Origin of the sequence: Enterococcus sp. AZ126, from assembly GCF_051714545.1 — a bacterium.
Classification (GTDB): Bacteria; Bacillota; Bacilli; order Lactobacillales; family Enterococcaceae; genus Enterococcus_L.
On sequence record NZ_JBIOSB010000001.1, the window covers coordinates 1,194,879 to 1,214,174 of the forward strand.

General features: G+C 34.6%; 20 protein-coding genes. 2 read left to right on the forward strand and 18 right to left on the reverse strand.

Annotation, left to right across the window (positions count from 1 at the left end):
* Positions 1-86: 86 nt before the first annotated feature.
* The 7 genes from IGI43_RS05775 to IGI43_RS05805 form a co-directional block, all read right to left on the reverse strand.
* On the reverse strand, positions 87-437 hold the full coding sequence (locus IGI43_RS05775) for a hypothetical protein (RefSeq protein WP_438756873.1): 351 nt from the start codon (positions 435-437) through the stop codon (positions 87-89).
* Positions 438-488: 51 nt separating this feature from the next.
* Complete coding sequence (locus IGI43_RS05780) at positions 489-971, reverse strand: hypothetical protein (protein WP_438756874.1); 483 nt, start codon at positions 969-971, stop codon at positions 489-491.
* A gap of 282 nt (positions 972-1,253) precedes the next feature.
* Positions 1,254-1,541, reverse strand: a complete 288-nt coding sequence (locus tag IGI43_RS05785; RefSeq protein ID WP_438756875.1) for a hypothetical protein — start codon at positions 1,539-1,541, stop codon at positions 1,254-1,256.
* 186 nt (positions 1,542-1,727) lie between these two features.
* Positions 1,728-2,501 (reverse strand): carbonic anhydrase, encoded by a 774-nt coding sequence (locus IGI43_RS05790; protein WP_438756876.1) that lies wholly within the window; start codon positions 2,499-2,501, stop codon positions 1,728-1,730.
* A gap of 586 nt (positions 2,502-3,087) precedes the next feature.
* Positions 3,088-4,233, reverse strand: a complete 1,146-nt coding sequence (locus IGI43_RS05795; RefSeq protein WP_438756877.1) for an ArgE/DapE family deacylase — start codon at positions 4,231-4,233, stop codon at positions 3,088-3,090.
* Positions 4,234-4,247: 14 nt separating this feature from the next.
* On the reverse strand, positions 4,248-5,645 hold the full coding sequence (locus tag IGI43_RS05800) for an MFS transporter (protein WP_438756878.1): 1,398 nt from the start codon (positions 5,643-5,645) through the stop codon (positions 4,248-4,250).
* Positions 5,646-5,647: 2 nt separating this feature from the next.
* Complete coding sequence (locus tag IGI43_RS05805; protein WP_438756879.1) at positions 5,648-6,844, reverse strand: M20 family metallopeptidase; 1,197 nt, start codon at positions 6,842-6,844, stop codon at positions 5,648-5,650.
* Between the two features lie 189 nt (positions 6,845-7,033).
* Here IGI43_RS05805 and IGI43_RS05810 point away from each other — a divergent pair, with 189 nt between their 5' ends.
* Entirely contained in the window at positions 7,034-9,370 is a 2,337-nt protein-coding gene (locus IGI43_RS05810; protein WP_438756880.1) for a helix-turn-helix domain-containing protein, read from the forward strand.
* 64 nt (positions 9,371-9,434) lie between these two features.
* Complete coding sequence (locus IGI43_RS05815; RefSeq protein WP_438758818.1) at positions 9,435-9,797, forward strand: hypothetical protein; 363 nt, start codon at positions 9,435-9,437, stop codon at positions 9,795-9,797.
* A 159-nt stretch (positions 9,798-9,956) separates the two neighbouring features.
* Here the strand turns inward: IGI43_RS05815 and IGI43_RS05820 are convergent, their stop codons facing one another.
* The 11 genes from IGI43_RS05820 to IGI43_RS05870 all read right to left on the reverse strand — a co-directional run bounded on the left by IGI43_RS05820 (position 9,957) and on the right by IGI43_RS05870 (position 19,235).
* The gene (locus tag IGI43_RS05820) at positions 9,957-10,220 is read right to left on the reverse strand and encodes a hypothetical protein (RefSeq protein ID WP_438756881.1); all 264 of its coding nucleotides are present in this window, start codon (positions 10,218-10,220) and stop codon (positions 9,957-9,959) included.
* Complete coding sequence (locus tag IGI43_RS05825; protein ID WP_438756882.1) at positions 10,207-10,422, reverse strand: hypothetical protein; 216 nt, start codon at positions 10,420-10,422, stop codon at positions 10,207-10,209. Before IGI43_RS05825 ends, IGI43_RS05820 begins: the two co-directional genes overlap by 14 nt.
* An 8-nt stretch (positions 10,423-10,430) precedes the next feature.
* Complete coding sequence (locus tag IGI43_RS05830; protein ID WP_438756883.1) at positions 10,431-10,625, reverse strand: hypothetical protein; 195 nt, start codon at positions 10,623-10,625, stop codon at positions 10,431-10,433.
* Positions 10,626-11,184: 559 nt separating this feature from the next.
* A complete protein-coding gene (locus IGI43_RS05835) occupies positions 11,185-11,424 on the reverse strand; it encodes a helix-turn-helix transcriptional regulator (RefSeq protein ID WP_438756884.1) in 240 nt (79 codons plus the stop codon).
* A 420-nt stretch (positions 11,425-11,844) separates the two neighbouring features.
* Positions 11,845-12,210, reverse strand: coding sequence for a DUF2200 domain-containing protein (locus IGI43_RS05840; RefSeq protein WP_438756885.1), 366 nt, complete (start codon positions 12,208-12,210; stop codon positions 11,845-11,847).
* Between the two features lie 225 nt (positions 12,211-12,435).
* The gene (locus IGI43_RS05845) at positions 12,436-13,602 is read right to left on the reverse strand and encodes an amidohydrolase (protein WP_438756886.1); all 1,167 of its coding nucleotides are present in this window, start codon (positions 13,600-13,602) and stop codon (positions 12,436-12,438) included.
* 98 nt (positions 13,603-13,700) lie between these two features.
* A complete protein-coding gene (locus IGI43_RS05850; protein WP_438756887.1) occupies positions 13,701-14,900 on the reverse strand; it encodes an MFS transporter in 1,200 nt (399 codons plus the stop codon).
* Positions 14,901-14,913: 13 nt separating this feature from the next.
* Complete coding sequence (locus IGI43_RS05855) at positions 14,914-15,147, reverse strand: hypothetical protein (RefSeq protein ID WP_438756888.1); 234 nt, start codon at positions 15,145-15,147, stop codon at positions 14,914-14,916.
* An 840-nt stretch (positions 15,148-15,987) separates the two neighbouring features.
* Positions 15,988-17,034 (reverse strand): hypothetical protein, encoded by a 1,047-nt coding sequence (locus tag IGI43_RS05860; RefSeq protein ID WP_438756889.1) that lies wholly within the window; start codon positions 17,032-17,034, stop codon positions 15,988-15,990.
* A 23-nt stretch (positions 17,035-17,057) separates the two neighbouring features.
* The gene (locus IGI43_RS05865) at positions 17,058-17,759 is read right to left on the reverse strand and encodes a response regulator transcription factor (protein WP_438756890.1); all 702 of its coding nucleotides are present in this window, start codon (positions 17,757-17,759) and stop codon (positions 17,058-17,060) included.
* The gene (locus IGI43_RS05870; RefSeq protein WP_438756891.1) at positions 17,760-19,235 is read right to left on the reverse strand and encodes a sensor histidine kinase; all 1,476 of its coding nucleotides are present in this window, start codon (positions 19,233-19,235) and stop codon (positions 17,760-17,762) included.
* Between the last annotated feature and the right edge of the window lie 61 nt (positions 19,236-19,296).

Genomic DNA, 19,296 nt, shown 5'->3' on the forward strand with positions numbered 1-19,296 from the left:
AGCTTTATCTTCCCAAATTAATAATTAATACCGACTATCTTTTCAAACGATTACTTGCCATGATCTCTGTTCTTATATAAATCAATTCAGACAACTGCCTCAGTTGTTTTTTTTGTATACGGACGAACATTCCATGCAACGATTGTTTTATCTTTGAAAAGAAATTGGATTTCTTGAGATTTATAAGTGCCTTTTGGTCCATGAATAATTGGTTCTAGTCTTGTTGAACCAATATCCGTTGGTAAACCAAATTTAATTAGTGTATTAAAACCTAACTTATCAACTTTTCGATATAATTCTTCAGCGTTTTCTTTCGCATAATAGCGACTTATGATAAGGCTATCCTCATTCATAATATAGTAGGTATTTACAAATCGCCATGGACAAAATAAGCATAGAACAAGATAGATTGGATTTTGTGGTCTGATTTTCTTCATCTTTTTTTCCTTATCGCTAAATTGATTTCACGTAATTTTTCACTTTTAATATTACTCTGTCGGACTGTTTTGATCAGCTAATTCATCGATTTTTTGTTTATGTGATAGAACTATGTCCTTAAGCTCTTTGACCGTTATACTATTTTTATCTGTCTTAGAATCAACCTTAGTACCATTTTCGTCTATAGTTGCTTGTCCTGATAGGATCAATCCGTCTGAAGACACTAAAATTCTATCCGAATCATCATGAGACATTTCTAAAAGATCGATAATCGAATCTGTATTTGGACCATTAAATGTTTCATATATCTTTTTTGCGTCAGCATTTTTAAGATCTACCGAAAATGCCTCTCTATTTCTTTCACTAATTTTTTTCATTGATCGTTCAATTGTCTCTTGGTCTAACACTTGCTTTTCACGTTTTGTTTCCTCTCTATTTTGGGTTTGTGCCTTCGATTTGTTATGGACCGTAACCGTTGCAAGACCAACTAGTAAAAATAGTGAGAAACTGATCAGATAAACCTTCTTTTTCATGATAACGACATCCCTTCTTGGTAAAAATCAATGCCAACCAATATCAACATTTTTATTAAACGATTTACTGCAAACTTTGCTGCATAAAAATAGTAATATCATTGATCGCAGATATACTTTTTCAAACAAAAAATATTCGTTTTCTTTATGTTTACAGCTTTGAGTGCTTTTTGTGTACCCTTAAATTGAAAAAAGTAAGAAAATAATCAGTTTTTTCTGATTAATGTCTTACTCTTTTTTCTTCTTATATTAATTTATATTGTTTTAATTCTTTTCATACGATTAATTGCTTAGTTTTATCAATTCAGTGCCTGCTTTATCCCATAAATTATTCATCATATCATAATACTCATCATCCATAGCAACATCCACTACCATTTTCGTTTGATTACCTACTGGCTCAAATACATAGTGTTCAGTCATCTCTGCAAACTCAGGCACTTCCACATACTTACCATCAGTAACTTCTCCTAAGAAGGCAAACTTGATTTCTTTATCTGGTTCAAAGATAACAACTTTAGAAACCAAACCATTCCCTGTCTCATCAACAAAGGAAATCGTTTCGTTCAATTTCATCTCACCAACATAGGTTGAACCTTCTTGAAAAGATGCAGCCCATAGTTTATATTTGCTACGATCAACAACGAGTTGCCAAGCCTTTTTGGGGCCACAATTAAGTATAATTTCTTTTTTTTAGTGGTTAACACTTTAATGGCTCTTTTTCACAACTTCTAATGATCAGAATTGATCCTATCATTATTCATCATGTTCTAAAATTGAACGATCATTTAACGGTTGAATCTTCCGATTATTGTGTGAATATAATTTTTTGAAGTCTTCTATTTGAGCTGACGATACCTCAACAGGTTCTTTCATCACATACCACTCTACATTTTCATTTAGTGGTGGCGTAGTTAATGAGCCTAGATAATGGTAATAGCTTCTATTAGAGGGAATCATATCGTTTATATCTGTAATTGGATCGTTTTTATCATTATTTACATCATCCAATACTTCTTGAAATCCTTTATTTTCAGTACCTTCTTTAAAGAAAACACCAATAACTGCAATTCGCCCATCTTGCGCAGTATTTACAAAATGCGCTTCGATTGGATAATGTTTTCCGTCAACTGTATGTTCACTTTCCGCATGAAAATGAAATTGGCTTAATTCAAAATTTCGTCCATTGATCACTGCTTTACCACCATCAGTGATTTGAATGCTATGCCCATTATTTTCGGCTTTTGTCACATCTTTTCCATAATCAATTGTGAGACTTCCAGCATCTGGTGTCATTTTCTCTGCTTTGTCGGTAACGATATCAATCGGTGATTGCATCTCTCCTGCAGAAAATTCCCAGTCTTCTTGATCCTCATAATCAATATGCTCAGATTTTTTTGCATGCGTTGTTGTTTCTGCAGTAGCTTCTTTCTTTTCTGATGCGTCACTCGTACTTTTATTTGATGAACAGCCGACAGCCAAAACAGCTATACAACTTAAAAGTAACAGAGAGGGTCCTTTTCTTTTCATTTTACATCCTTCTTTCTATAACATACTCTATATTATAATTTATCTATTATCAAAATAAAAGTTTTTTTTAAGATTAATCTAACTTTGATACATCTAAAACTAAGGTTTTATTTATATAAATTCAGTCAATAGAGGATATAATAGAACCACGGAAACTTCTCTTTCTTCGCTCGCCAAGTATTGCGCATCATTAGCTGTTCAAGTAACCGCTGTGATTTGCAATAAAAAACAGCTCATCTTAAAATGAACTATTCAAATCAGAATATAAAAATAAATTAGAAGTTCAACATCCTTTAGCAACCAGACAATTTATCACTAATATTATAAGCAAAATAATTCCTATGATCAAAGAAATTTTATGCTTCTTTTTTCATTTCAATCGCTCCTAGCTATTCCTCAATTTAAAATCTACAATCTTCCCTTGAATTGTATTCACCTCAGCTGCATAAGATCACTTTTGACCATACTCAACCTTTACACAAAAACAGCTTGGGACATATGTCCCAAGCTTCACAATAACTAATTTAATTCTTTAGATAATCATTCACCAACATTAGATGACCAAAGCCATCTTTTTGACTATTGTTTAATTCAAAAATTCTTTTGCAATATTTTCATTGATCGTGATCATTTGGTAAAAGTCATTGATGTTTACGAATTCATTTGGCTGATGAGCATATTTTGTTTCACCAGGTCCTAGGATCAAAATAGGGAATTCTTTTTTTACGCGCTCAAATTGTGAACCATCAGTATAACCAGTCATGCCAAACGTATTTGCTGTTTTACCAGTAACGTCAGAAACAATTTTTTGGGTCAATACAGTGAATGGATCGTCAAGTTCAGTTTTCATAGAAGGTAAATCATTGATAAACTCGATCTCTGCTTTAAAATTTGGAACGGTCGTTGTTAATTTATCCAGCATTTCTTTAAATTGTTGTTTTAATTCAGAATGATTTTGTGCTTTGATCGTTCGAATATCGATTTCTACTGTACATTTATCGGGCACAACATTGGTTCCATTACCGCCGTTGATAATATCCAAGCTGGAAGTTGAACTACCCACTAATTCGTCCACAGATTGAGAGAAATCAAACGTTTCTTTAAAGGCATTCAAAACTAAAAGCATATGCTCGATCGCATTGACTCCTTGATCAGGCATTGAACCATGCGCTGTTTTTCCATAAGTCGTGATGCGAGGCCATAAAGCGCCTTTGTGAGCCACACCGATCTCCACATCTGTAGGTTCACCGATTACTAATGCGTCTAAATCATCTGCATAGCCTTTATCGACTAATTGACCAGAACCGATCGCACTAGTTTCTTCTCCAACCGTAGCTAAAAGTTTGATCGTGCCTTTGAAGTTTGAACCAGCTTCTTTTAAACGAATCATCGCAACAACTGCTGCAATCAAGCCTGATTTCATATCACATGTACCGCGACCGTAAAGTAACCCCTCTTTTTCAATCGCTTCAAAGGGATCTTCATCCCAAGGAATTTCACCTACAGGAACCACATCTATATGCCCAGAAAAACCTAAGACAGGGCCTGCTTCATTGCCTTTTAGTGTTGCAACTAATTGATTTCGTCCCTCGCTATATTCTACTTGTTCACAGGGTATATCATACTGTTCAAAAAGGCTTTGTAGTTTATCCGCAACTAATTTTTCTTTGCCTAAAATACTTTTGATTTGAACGACTTCTTTTAATAATTGTAATGCTTTTTGATTATCCATGGTAATCTCTCTCCTTATACTTGTTTTTCTTTTGGAATAATAAATACGATTGAACCTAAGGCTAAAACACAGAAAAGAATATTTGTTAGTAAGCCAAATGTAGCTCCTTGTGTATAATTACCACCAGCACTAAAGCCATTGTAAACAGCAGCAGAAATCGCGACTCCTAACGCTCCACCAAGAGAGCTGGCCATTTTATAAATACCTGAAGCTACTCCAGCTTTTTCATTTGGGACACTGGAAATTGCCGTATCTGTTGATGGCGTCGCATATATACCAAGTCCCATTCCAAATAAACTATAGCCAATAAAAACTAAAATGAAATAGGAATTCCCTGTAACCATCGTTAAAGCCATCAACCCAATCCCTATGCCAGAAAGGATTGCTCCCCATAACATTGGTTTTTTCGCGCCGATCGTTTGCAATAATTTTTCACCGATCCGAATTGTAATCAAGACCAGACACAAGTAACCGATCGATAACATCCCTGTTTTAGCGGAAGAAAGACCCCGTCCTTGTTGAACATAGGTGTTAATCACAATCAATGTGCCAGCAATAGCATTCAACAAGAAATTAGAAATCGTTGCGCCAAGATAGCCACGGTTTTCAAATAAAGAAAAATCAACAAAACTATTATCGATTGCTTGTTCCATTTTATAAAAAGCGATCAGCCCTAAGACAACTATCACAACTAAAATAAGCACGATCGGACTTGTCCATCCTAATTCAGATCCTTTAGAAACGGCAACGTTTAAAGCAACCATTGAAACGATAAATAAAAGCAACCCAATTGAATCGAATTTACTATCACTGTCGCTAGTGACCTTACTTTCTGGGGTACCAAAAATCAATAACGCACTACAAATCGAAATAATAATCGAAAAAATAAAAACATAACGCCAGCCTAATGAACTAGCAATCGCTCCGCCAAAGAACGAACATAAACCAGAGCCGCCCCAAGAACCTATCGACCAATAACTTAGCGCGCGTTGACGATCTTTGCCTTCATAATACGTTTTGACTAAAGCCATCGTTGCAGGCATAATACAAGCGGCTGACAGTCCTTGTAAAATCCGACCGCCGATAAATAAAATGGGGCCGTGTGCAATCACTAAAGCAACTGAACCGATAACACTTAAAATAAGTCCAATATATGTTAATTTCATTCTGCCTAATTTATCCGCTAAACCGCCGGCTACGACGATAAAAATACCAGAGAATAAACCAGTCATGGAGATTCCTATGTTTAAAACACCAGAAGAAACACCTAAGTCACTTTGTACGGCTGGCGCCATATTCAGTAAAGATTGAGCAAACAACCAATAAGTCAATACGCTTAAAACGATCCCTATCAGTAATTTATTTGTCCCTTTATATGTTACAGCCTCAGCTGTATGTGTTGTTGCTTTCATGATTAAACTCCTTCAGATAAATAGTGTAAAACAGCTGCACCCATTGATTTTGCAGCTATCAATAAACAATCTTCATCGATATAAAACTTCGGATGATGATGTGGATACATCGGTGTTCCTTCTTTATGAGCACCAACAAAAAAGAAACAACTTGGTCGTTCTTTTGCATAATAAGCAAAATCTTCAGAAGGAGTTTGTGGCCCACATTCGATTAATTGCTTCACTTCTGGGATTTGTGCTTCTGTCAATGCTTTCACAACCATTTCAGTCGTTTTAGCATCGTTGACACAGACTGGATAATCATTGGCATAGTCAAGTTCATAGCTGATGCCAAATGTTTGGCAGATGCCGTCTAGAATTTGTTTGAATTCTTTTTCCACGATGGTGCGAGTTTCTTCTTTCATAATCCGTACATCGCCTTCTAGCGTAACAGAATCTTTGATGACATTGGCTGAACCTTTGCCGTCAAATGAACCGATCGTGACTGTTGCAGTATCAAAAGGATTGATTCTGCGGCTGACGATTGTTTGAACAGCTGTGACAAATTGAGAAGCTGCTACGATCGTATCATTTGCATCTTGCGGTGTTGAACCATGTCCGCCTTTTCCGTGCATCACTATTTTAAAGGTTGCTCGTCCAGTGTGAACAGGTCCTGAATGATAAAGAACATCGCCGACCGTCATCAAACTCATCACGTGAATCCCTAAAACATGATCCACGCCGTCTAAACAACCAGCTTCGATCATTCCTTTAGCACCACCTGGTGGTACTTCTTCGGCTGGTTGGTGGATCACACGAATCGTTCCTGCTAATTGCTCTTTTAGTTCAATCAGACAATCCGCCAAAATCATCATATAGGCGGTGTGCCCATCGTGTCCGCAAGCATGCATGACGTTTGGTATTTTTGAAGCAAAAGGCAGTCCAGTATCTTCTTGGATCGGCAACGCATCGAAATCAGCTCGAATTGCTAGGAACGGTCCTTTCTTACCTCCATGAATATCAACTAAAAGACCATTACCGCCGCCCACCTTTGTTTGAACAGCACAATCTTTGCCAGCGTAAAAATCAGCGATGTATTTTGCTGTTTCTGTCTCATGAAAAGATAATTCTGGGTTTTCATGAAAATGCCGGCGAATCTTGATTAATTCAGCTTCTTTTTGTTGCAGCAGTTTGAATAGTTGTGTACGTAAATCGTCCATTTGATTTTCTCCTTTCAAATACAATTCATATTCTATGCTTAATTAAAAACTTCACAATGCTAGGAATTTCCAAATTTCAGAAATTCCTTTTTAGAATAGTCAGATTGGAAAATAAAAGATCATTATTCAAACGATTTTTTCTCATTTAAGTGGTAAAATAAGATACAAATAACTAAAAGAGGTAAGTAAATGATTGTAAATGAAAATTATCAGATGAATTATCAACAACTGCAGACAGAACAAGAGGTGCAATGTAAAGAAACGACCATTTTGATTGTCTTGAAAGGAAGTATGTTTATTACTATAGAAGAAACAACTGATCAGGTAAGTGAAGGAGAAGTGTTTGTAATCAATATAGGAGATCGGATTCTCTTAGATAGCAATCTAGAACAAAGTTGTACTTATTTGGAATTAAGAATTAATAGTGTTTTCTTTGCGACTCAATTTCCTGCTTTTTTCTATACTCGCTTTGACTGTACACCGATCCAAAAAGAGCATGGGAAAATGCCTGCGATCGCAGCTTTAAGAAAGCAAGTTGCAGAGTTGTGTTTGGTTGAATTTAGCGATGAACCTTCAAAAAGACTCAAGATCACTTTATTTTTAACTCAGATTATTTTGTCTTTGGTTCATCATTTTCAAAAAGAAGAAGTCGCAGAGTACCATCCTTCAGATAATCAAAAATTAAGAGAGATTTTGGACTATATCGAAGAACATTACTTCGAAAGTATTTTACTATCTGATGCAGCGGAATATTTTTTTATGTCAGAATCCTCTTTATCAAAGTTTTTTAAAAAGGAAACTGGAGAGTACTTTTCTCATTATGTACGGACAGTTTGTGTGAAACATAGTTTGTCAGAGTTGCTCTATACAAAAAAAAGTATTGAACAAATTGCTTTAGATAGCGGGTTTAACAACAGTAAAACGTATCGTCAACACTTTAAAAAAGTCTTTAACGATTCGCCGACCCATTATCGCTCATCTCACTTAGAACAAACCAAGGCACCACAAAAAATCAAACACGACGTTCAGACAACAGAGCTTCAAATCAAAGAAATCTTGGTTCCCTTATACAGCTACATTCAAACGGGGTTAGAGGAATCTCACTCTTCAGAATTATCGCTACAGACCAAACAACTCCATATTAAAACGGAACAATCTGAAGCCGATTATTCAAAAAAAGACGTAATCATTCATGTAGGTTCGTGGGAAGCTTTAGCCTCTAAAAAAGTCCAAAGTGAAATTCTGGATCTAAAAAAACAAATTGGAATCAAGTATATTAGTATCCAATCTCTATTCACGCAAATTCCTTTAATGGTTCAGATTCACCAAGCTGCTGGAATGAATTCATTTCCCGCATTTGAACAGTGGGACTATATTCTGACCTTTTTAGAAAAAGCCCAGCTGAATATTTTTTTTCAATTGTCTCTTGTAGAATTTAACCAGCTAAGTGTAAATGTAAAAGATATCTTTTGTAAATTTTTTCGACATGTTCAAAATAAGTTTGGGACAAAAATGACTGAGCAATGGAAGGTCAATTGTTTATTTAAAGGTCAAAATCTTACAGAATATTATCCAGAATTTCTAGAAGTGAAAAAAATTCTATTTGAAATCGCTCCTAAAATAGCTGTAGGCGCAGAAATCCCTCTGACTGACCCATTCTTTGAGCAAAAGGATTTAAAACAAACGCGTTTTTTTTGCGAGACGATTGCACCAACGTGTGATTTTTTGTCATTTTCTGCTGAGCCTAATTATGTGTTTCAAAATTTAGATAGTACCTTTCCAGATTTAAAAAATTATCATCAATATGTACTGAATAAAACCTTTCATATCAAGCATATTCTAAAAGAATACGAAATCAAGTTGCCACTTTACCTTACTGAATGGAATACCTTGACTGGGATGACAAGAAATAGTAATGGAACATTCTTTAGAGGAGCGATTATCTTAAAAGACCTTTTTATGCTTGATACATTAGTATCTGGATTCGGATTCTGGTTGAATATTGAGTTGTATGAAAAACAAACACAAGAACGCGCTCTAAAAAATGATGGGTTGGAACTATTTCATTTTTACAGTGGGAAAAGACCGGTTTATTTTTGTTTGTGGTTGACTAGAAGAATGAATGGTAAGGTTCTGGCGCAAGGTGAAGAATATTTGTTGACCTATGTTGATGGAAAATATCAGTTATTGTTGTTTAATACGAATTATTTTGATCCACATCTTTCTTCAGAGGAGGCTTTTCTTGAAAGTCAGGCAGTGACATTTGAAATTGAATTAGCGGCCATAAAATCAGCCCATTATCAAATCAAACAAATTGACTTTAACCGTCATAATGGTGCACTATTTTACAAATACGAAAATTTTCATAATGCTGAAGCACTTGATCTAGAGACACAAGAATATATTGTAGGTAGCACTCGACCAAAAATCAAAGTCTTTGATACGCAAATCGATGAGACGTTTAATTATTACGTGACGCTAGATACAAACGGCATCGTGCTGTTGGAGTTGACACCAATTTTGTAATCAAGTAATGGTCGTTTCATTGGCGAAAAGCCCTTTACTGGCTAGTATTTAATCTAAACAGGTAATTAGAGAATCGGGGGAAGTACTTCTAATCGTAAATAAAGCGACAAGTTACGGTTTTCCCCTCAAGTATGAAGGGTTAGAAGCGTTATATAAAAAATATCGTGAGCAAGGATTAGAATTCTTAGCTTTTACTTGTGATCAATTTGGGTACAAAGTCTTTGGAATAAAGCAAAAATTCAGCGATTTTTGTCAATTGACGTTTCAAACATTTAGAAAAACCGATGTAAAAGTGAAGGCTTTTCAGATTACCCTGTTCGAAGCCTTTGTACAAAAGCGAAGAGTGGCAAGATTCAAAAAAGCATGGACTAGGAATACTGGAATTCACGTATCAGTGAAACGAAATTTTACGGTAGCAAGGTGTTGAAATAAATTCATGTATTTCTTTATTGTAAAATAAGTTTCCTGTTTTATAGTTTTCACTTTTATAATATCTATCGTCTGAAAAATACATTTTATACTTTAATTGTCCCATAGAAAAATTATCTTTAAGGTAATCTGCAATTATTCTTTCATTGTTCACTTTTTATTTTCTCCTTCTTACCTGTTGAATTTTTTTACTGATGCCAGATGGATTCAAGCTCTCTAATATATTAAAATAATCATTTTCTAGTATTGGCAAATTATTATATCGTGGATCATAGATATATTTCCCAACAGAATATACTATATGAAAATCAAAATCTTGTATTTTTTCGTACTCTTTGACTTGTAAGTCACCTGGAACACCTGATTTGGGCGTTATTTCACTTGATAATTCAGTCCATTCACTATAATCAAATTTCGGCATCTTGTCCCTCCTTTTCTTTTCGTTGCAGCATGAGCAGGTCACCTTCTATTTGATCTTGCTTCGTTTGTTCTGATTTTCTTAATGTATGTAACGCCTCTTGCCCGTCTTCGAAATGACGCATGACTGAATGATGTTCTTGTTCTAAATTTTCTAAGTTGATCGTTGCTGAACGTTCGGCATGTGTTGCTTTGCTGTAATACAAGATTTCATTTAAGACTTCTCTTTGTCTTTGATGTAAACGAACAATCTCCTGTACCAGATACGTCGTTTCATTAATCCAGAAACGGCAGAACTTTGAGAGAAAGAAAATGATTTTTCGGGTAAAAATGTAACTTCTGATAGACTATCGATAAATTGATTCGTAAGATCATTTACAACCCCTTTATCTGTACTAATTTTAGTCATTTAGAAACCTTGTTATACTTTTAGTTATAAAATACAATCATATAATTAACTAAATTATAAAAAAAGAGTGGAAAATTACTATTTTAGTAAAATTCTGCTTTTTTTCTAGATATTTTCGATTTTTCATTGTTTAATTAACTCCTTTTCTGCATTTAAATACGCAATAAATTTATTTTCCACTAAATAAATAGCTTACCTGATTTCAAGTTCATTGCCATTTATACAGTTTTTTTATTTTTTCTATATTCATATAATTTTCTTTTTGGCTATGCTGAATATATGGTTCTGAAATAAAAAGAGCCTACAAATTAGATGGAATCATCTAACCTGCAAACTCTAATTTATCAGTGGACAATTGCTGATAATCCCTACTCATCGGCCTGTTTATGCTCTCCATAGGCTGAATCTCCAATTCGAGTATCATAAGCATTTTTTATTTGTCCACTAGTGATCGTTTAAATAGCACGGATACGTTTTTCTTGTGATTTACCCAACCTCCTTGATAAATTATTCCTGTTCATTCTTTCTCACGTTTAAAGTCACTGGTTCATCAACTAGTCTATTCTTCATCCTCTCGTTGACTTTCTACCTCAATCATCAGGTCATCTCCTTTTAAAATTTCATCAAGAGAAAAATCAAAAAAGAAACTTAGTTCAACTAATGTATCAATATTAGGATATGACTTGTCATTTTCCCAACGTGACACTGTTTGTCTCGTCACATGAAACTTTGCAGCGACTTGCTGTTGTGTTAAATTCTTTTGTTCTCTGCGGATTTTTAATAATTTTCCAATCTCCATAAATTATCTTCCTACCTTCAAAACGTATTTATGTAAAAATTTTCTATAAGTGTCCACAAAAAGTTACGTAACAATTCCATTTATTCCTAACTCTGTTTGATTTCCCGAGAAACTTCCTTCATCAAAGAAGCTATTTACTTGATAACCGTAAAAAAAGTATTCCTTCATGTTTGTCCTCCATGTCTTCGTTATCTTAAATATTACATATTAAGACTAATTTAAAAAGCAATTCTGATGTTACGTCTCTCAAGTTATTATCACTTTTTTAAGATTATTTGTTGTTTTTTTTTAACCTTACGAAAATTTATCTTAAAAAAATCAAGGTATTTTAATAGACAAATAGCCCTATCAAATCTGTACGCTAGATCCTTTCTAGCTTGAAATGATAAGGCTATTTAAAATAATATTTATTGTTATTACTTATTTTCTCAATATTTTCTCCATTGATTTTCCTTTGGCTAATTCATCGATCAACTTATCCATATACCGAATTTTTTGCATTAGCTTATCTTCTATTTCTTCTACACGATAACCACAGATCACACCTTTAATCATTGAAACATTGGAATTTATCTCTGGTGCTTCATCAAAAAATATTTGAAAATCGACTTCAGTCTCTAGTTGTTTTTGCAATGTTGCTTCATCATAACCTGTTAGCCAAAAAATGATGTCATCCACTTCTTCTTTGGTTCGCCCTTTTTTCTCTGCTTTCTTGATATAAAGTGGATAGACACTAGCAAAAGACATTGTAAAAATTCTAGGTTTTTTCGCTTCTATTTTTCTCATCCCTTTATTAATTATTTTTATTGTATTCCATTATTATATCTTTATTTCAACATTTCTTGAACTTTATTGCCTTACTTTTTTTCAGCCTATTTAAAATAGGATGAGTTAGAAGTATTTAAAGTCGTATAAATAAGACAGCGTTGTTTCTGTTTCCATCTTTTATTCGTATTTAGGGTGTGAAACAAAAGTAAATTTCCCTTTTGTTTCACACCCTTTTTCTGCTAATTATTCTCCTAAGATATCTAAAATAAGCTGTACATGCATCCCAGCACCTACTGGAAAACAGTCTTCCATGATTTTAAATTTTGGATGATGATTCATATACCCGCACTCTTGTGCTGCAGTTCCACCACCTAAAATAAAGAAGGATCCTGGTCGCACATCTGTGTAGGCAGAAAAATCTTCTCCGCCCATCATTTTAGGTGCTTCAAACATTTCGTTTTTCCCGACAACTTTTTCTGCTGCGGCTATTACAATATCTGTCGCACGACTATCATTATTCACTTCGCTATAACCAAATAAATAATCTAATTCATAGCTAGCATCATACATTTTGCAAATCCCATCGATGATATCTTCAATACGTTTTTTTATAAATAGACGAACTTCTTTATCATTCGTACGAACGGTTCCTTTTATTTGTGCTGTATCAGGAATCACATTAGTTGTTTTTCCTGCATTAAACTCTCCAATTGAAATCACAGCATTGTCAAAAGGGCTAATATTTCTTGAAACAATATTATTTAGATTATTGATGATTTCTACACCGATCATAATCGGATCAATAGATAAATCTGGTGTTGAGCCATGAGAGCCTTTGCCTTTTATCTTCAACGTAAAGACATCTGAAGCCGCACTAACAGCTCCTTTTCTAGTTCCGATCATTCCAACTGGAATATTTGGGGCGATATGTAACCCAAAAACCATATCTACATCTTCCATCACACCTGCTTCAACTAACAATTTTGCCCCACCTGGTGGCACTTCTTCAGCAGGTTGGAATATAAATTTTACTGTTCCCGCAATTTTATCCTGCATGGTGCTTAACACTTTAACAGCACCTAAAAGCATTGCCGTATGTGTATCATGACCACACGCGTGCATTACGCCAGGATTTTCAGATTGAAATGCCACATTGGCTTCTTCCATGATTGGTAGTGCATCAATATCTGCTCTCAATGCAATCGTTTTGCCAGGTTTGTTGCCTTTCAAAATTGCGATAACGCTATTTTCTGTCAATGAACTGACTTGTAGATTAGAAAATTCAGCTAAAACTTTTTGAATATATTTCGCTGTTTCTACTTCGTGAAATGATAATTCTGGATAACGATGTAAGTGTCTTCTCCATTTGATCATATCCGTTTGAGGCATTTGTTCTTGAATCGTTGTCATTATGATTCCTCCTTATTTTTAAAAGCGCTATGGAGACCTTTACTTATAGGAATTGATGCAATCTATAAGAGTCGTGTTCACCCATGCAACTAGATCTTTTATTTTTGTTTAATAAACATAATTGTTATAGCAGTTAATAATCCTGCAACTAAAAAGAAAATAAACGTCGAAATATACTGACCGTTTGACATCTCAACTAATTTTCCGATAAGCATGGGAGAAACAAATCCACCAAGAATTCCTCCTGTAGCTAGCGTACCATAACTCGGGGCAAATTTTGCTCCTTCAAAAATACGTAAAGGAATACTCATCAACGTCACAAACGAAATAACTAAAAAGAAATTCGCAAAACCCATAACAATTGCTAGTAAAACAAGATTACCAATATAATAAAAACTAAAAGCGGAAATCGCTCCTAAAACAGCTGTAATTGCCACAACTACTTTTTCTTTATTCTGGAAATATCTTCCCACAATGTAGCTGCCGCCAATCGAACCGATCAACATAAATAATCCGCCCACGCTATTTATAATGGCAGCACTATTTAAATCTAATCCATGTTCTGCTATCAGAAAGCTCGGTGTCCAACTTGAAAGTCCATATAATAAATAGTTAATGAAAAATGAACTAGAAAATAAAATCCAAACCCGTACATCGGACCAAATAACAAAAATAGAAATCTTATCCGTTTTTGTTATGATCGCTTCAATTTTTTCTTCCTTCTTTTCACTTCTAGGAATAGCGATAATCAAAAAAATAGCAATTACAACAGCTAATATAGTTAAAATAAGATACGCATTTTTCCATCCAGCATTCGTAATAATTGGTGATAGTGCTAAAGGTCCAATAAAACTTGCAACTCCTGAAGATGAAATCAAAATTCCTTGTGCAAATGTTCGCTTTTCTTGCGGAATGTTCATCGTAACTTCCTTACTAGCTGATGAAGCAAAACCTGAATGAGCTAAAAATCCAGTTAAAAAGCGCAGTGATACAAACATGATTAGTGAGGTCCCAAAACCAAATAAGAAGGAAAAAATCCCTATCCCCAGAACCGACCCAATCAAGACAATACGTGATCCTACTTTATTAATGACTAATCCCATTGGAATCTGCATAATCGCATATCCAAGGAAAAAAGCACTCATGATCATTCCTTTTGCAGATGGATCCAAACCAAATTCAGTTGAGATCGGGATAAGTGAGTACCCAATTGAAATCTTATCAATGTACACCATGGTATAGCCTAAAAACAAGGCGATTAACAATAACCACGTTTTTTTCTTCTCTTTTCTTTCCATAAACCCTCCTAGTTTAAAAAAATATACCTAAAATTAAAAATAGCAAACCAATAAAAAATAAGGTGAAAAAACCAAAACAATTATGCATATTCAGACCGATCCCATAACCAACACGTTTAGGAATAAACATGCGAGACTCAGAAAAATAGTTGCCTTTTTCTCGTTTTGATTTCAAAATTGAAGGAATCGATAAAACTGGATAAGCAAGTAAAATCAGAGAAACCATAATATTTACTGTTCTATCCATCAAAAATATCTTCTTTCATTCTTAATTTATACCAATATCCAGTAGCCAAAGCAACACAACCAGCAACAGTCAGCTAGTCAACATTGTGAACAAAATCACTACGATTTCGCCTATGTTTCTAAGTTTCTCTGTCTTGCTTGTTTTGTCTATAGATTGGGTCAATAATCTTTTGGCTACCAAAGTCCTTATAAATTTTTATGGACGTTACTCCTTTTGATTTATTATATCACTTTGACCTTAGAAGTTGTCTACTTTTTTTGTGTTCTACCATTTTCTCTTTTATAAAATATTAATAAATAATTCCAAATTCGCTTGTTTTTTCTGTATTGATTTTACCAACACAATAAGATCAGTGATTTTAGCCTTTTTGACTATTAATAGAAAAAGTCAGCTAGGATAGTAAAATTGAACATCACGTTGAGTTGCTTTCGATTGCTGATTGGTTGATAGAATTTGCATATAACTTTGGGTGAAAAAGTTGACCGTTTATCTTTGAAGATTGAATCTATCCCTACTACGAATAATTTTCTGGTATAAGTATGCCTTCAAAATCAAGTAAAAAGAGGCTGGACATAACTCTACGAGTTATATCCTAGCCTTATAGACTTCGAATAAACGCTTCTGTCTTACCCTCTCTTTATCTTATTGCTTCAATGCCTTTTTTTTAAGTCACTATTTTTCTAGATTATTTTCGTTTGAAAGCTCTTTACATAGTACTCGCAATTCGGATGGATAGGCGGTTAAATCGTGTTATTTATTGGAAAGTTATTTAGTCCATGTTGATTTATTGCTCATCACATAAACCACACCAACAACGACCATTTCAATCACATGACTTCATTAAAGATCGATCTGCTCGGCTAATTTCTGATAAGAAGCAAATGAAGGATGTTTTGTCAATTCGCTGTTTTCAATTGTCAATCCTTGCTTATCGACGATTTCCTTGGTTAAGGCATCAGAAAATGTAACAAAATCATTATTTGTTGCTTCATTATAGGTCAAAGAAAAATATTTTGATTGACGATAGTATTGTTTTAGCTGCTCTGCAGTAATTTTTTCTGGTTGGTCCGCAAAATATTCATCATAACGGGCACTATCGATTTTTCCATCTGTTACCGTTAGCTGAAGTCTGCCGATCAAGCCATCGCCAAAGTCTTCAGCATAACCGATATATTTTGTTTTAGAGGGTTGTCTGATTTCATCTTTTAGTTCAGCAGCTATCGCCATTAACCCTTGTCTAGCGGATGTTGATGAGCCTCTGACGGTTTCAAAATTCCCTTCAACTCGATTTTCTTCCCGCATTTGATTTTCAACAAAGGTGATACCATTAACGACCGTTACTAATGTAGTATCTGTTCTAGGATTTTGAGCTTGGAAGAAGGCGTAATCAGAAAGTCGTTTGTTGGCCCCTGAGTATTTAGATTCGTAATAATTTTCAGCACCATATTCATTAAATTCAACATTGATGATTTTACTCGTATCATCCGTAACAATCTCTACGATTCCTTTATTTCCAACATCAAAATACCCATCATTTGTATAATAATTACCCTCCATCAAGCCTAATGGCGGCTGATTTGACCAGAACATTTTCTTTAATTTTTCTTCATAAGGATACAGAGGTTTTGGATTGGAGCCAAATGTCGTTTGGGTTGCGCCTGTTACAACATCATAATTGTACGATGTGTTTTCAAAGGTCAAATCATTTGCAGCTTTTTCTTTCTCTTCTTCACTTGGTACAACCTCAACAGATGAGGCAGGTGTAAAAAGAGCTGGTTCAGATGATTGACTTGTTTTTTCTGCCACTTTAGTTTGATCAGATTTACAAGCTGTTAACCCGAGAACTGCAAACAAAAAGACTGCTGCAAGTTTATGTGTGTGTTTCATGCGTTTTCTCCTTTAATAACGTATTAGGCATTAAAACGATAACCGCTGCCCCAAATAGTCTCTATAGGAATTTCAGATAATTTTCCTCTTTTTAGTTTCTCTCTAATTCGTCCAATATGCACGACGACTGTATAAATATCGCTATCCAGATCATCCATATCCCAAACTTGGCGAAATAACTGTTCTTTCATCCAAACTCGATTTGGGTGTTCCATAAAAAAAAGTAGCAAATCAAATTCTTTTGTGGTAAAAATAAGCTCTTCTCCTAAGACAAAAACTCTGCGAGAATTTTTATCAATCCTGATCTGACCACTTTCCACTGTATCATTGACTTGTTTTGTTTTGGTCAATAGTTGATAACGTTTGATATGAGCTTGGACCCGAGCCACAAGTTCGCTTGGACTAAAAGGTTTAGTCATATAATCATCTGCCCCAAGACCCAATCCTCTAACTTTATCAATATCTTCTTTTTTAGCTGAAACGATCATCAAAGGAATATTTTTCTTTTCTCTAATTCGACGACAAATTTCAAAACCATCCATAGATGGCAACATGATATCGACCACAATTAAATCAAATGCTTCATTAAGCGCTCGATTCAGACCAGCCAGTCCATCACTTTCAATTTCTGCCGCCATATGATTGATTTCTAAGTAATCCTTTTGTAATTCAGCAATACTTGCATCATCTTCGATCAATAAAATGCGTGAGACTTCATTTGACATTTAGCTGTCCTCCTCAAGTTTTTTTAATAAAATCGTTACGGTCGTACCATAGTTTAGTTCACTTTCAATTTTGACTTCGCCTTCATGCATGTCAATGATTTGTTTAACAATAGCAAGACCTAATCCACTACCTCCTGTATTTGTTGGTCTAGCTTCTTCACCTCTGTAAAAATGATCAAATACGTAAGGTAGTTGTTCTTTTGAAATACCTTGTCCATTATCTGAGAACTGAATCACTGTATTTTGAGCAGTTTCAAAAACATCTACTTGGATTGCAAGTGCCCGATTGCTAGATTTGAACTTCAAGCTATTTTCAATCAAATTAATAAATACTCGATTCAACTGCATTCGATCAGCTAAGACATAACTCGCTATTTCCTGATGATTAACTAATCTTAAAGAAACTTGATTCTCTTGTAATTGGAATTCTTCGATAATATGTTGTAAAAACTCATTGATATTAATTTTCTCAAAGTGAAAAGGAATTGCTTCAGCATCTAATTTAGAATAAAGAAATAATTCTTCGATCAATTCATTCAATGAAATGGCTTTTGTATGGATCGTTTGCAAATATTTTGCTTGTTTTTCAGGAGTATCAGCGACACCGTCTAGCAACCCTTCCACATAACCGATGATCGATGTGATCGGTGTTTTTAAGTCATGGGAAATGCTAGCTACTAGTTCTTTTCGGTTATTTTCAAGCTTCTCTTGTTCTTCGGTTGAATGAATCAAGGATTCCCGCATTTTTTCAAAATCATCTGTTAGTTGTTTCACCTCAGATGCTGTCGGCTTTGCTGGAGCTCCCACTGAAGCATCCAAATGACCATTCCGAATTTCCGCCATTCCTGCCCCAAGGTTCTCCAAAGGATGAATGATCGTTTTTCTTAATAGATGATTCAAAAACAGTAATCCACCAATCGTAACCAAAACAATCACACCAATCACCCAAACACCCCATTTAGTCATAAATTCCAAGAAATTGTTCTCTTTTTTTAGCACTAAAAGACTACCAGGTACTTGGTCCTCAAAATAAAAGTCGAATTTCATATAACGATATAAACGTCCATCATTATCAATTGTTCCTCTCGTTTCAATATTATTCGCATCAAATTGGGGAAAATGAACAATCAATGATTTTTCAACCAATTCTTGCGAGTAATAATCTATTGCTTCTTGCTTACGGACAACGACACCTAATGATTCAGCTTCAAATTTTTGAATTGTTTCCTTTAATTCTCCACTTGGTTTAAGCAACTGTTCTGGATCTGATTTGGCTATTCCTCGTAATTTGATATACGCAAGTTCTTCTTCTGGACTCAACGAACGTTGTTGCGTAAATGTTTTATAGACTGTCGCTGGTGTAGGGGTTTTTCCTGTTGTTACATAAAAAACAATGCAGATGATTGAAAATAAAGATACACAAGCAATCGCAATACCACCAATATATGAAATAAGAAATCGTTTTTTTATCGTCATAATTATCTCCTTTACATTATTTATGGTATTACGACTGTTGCTATCCGCTCAAACAGCCACA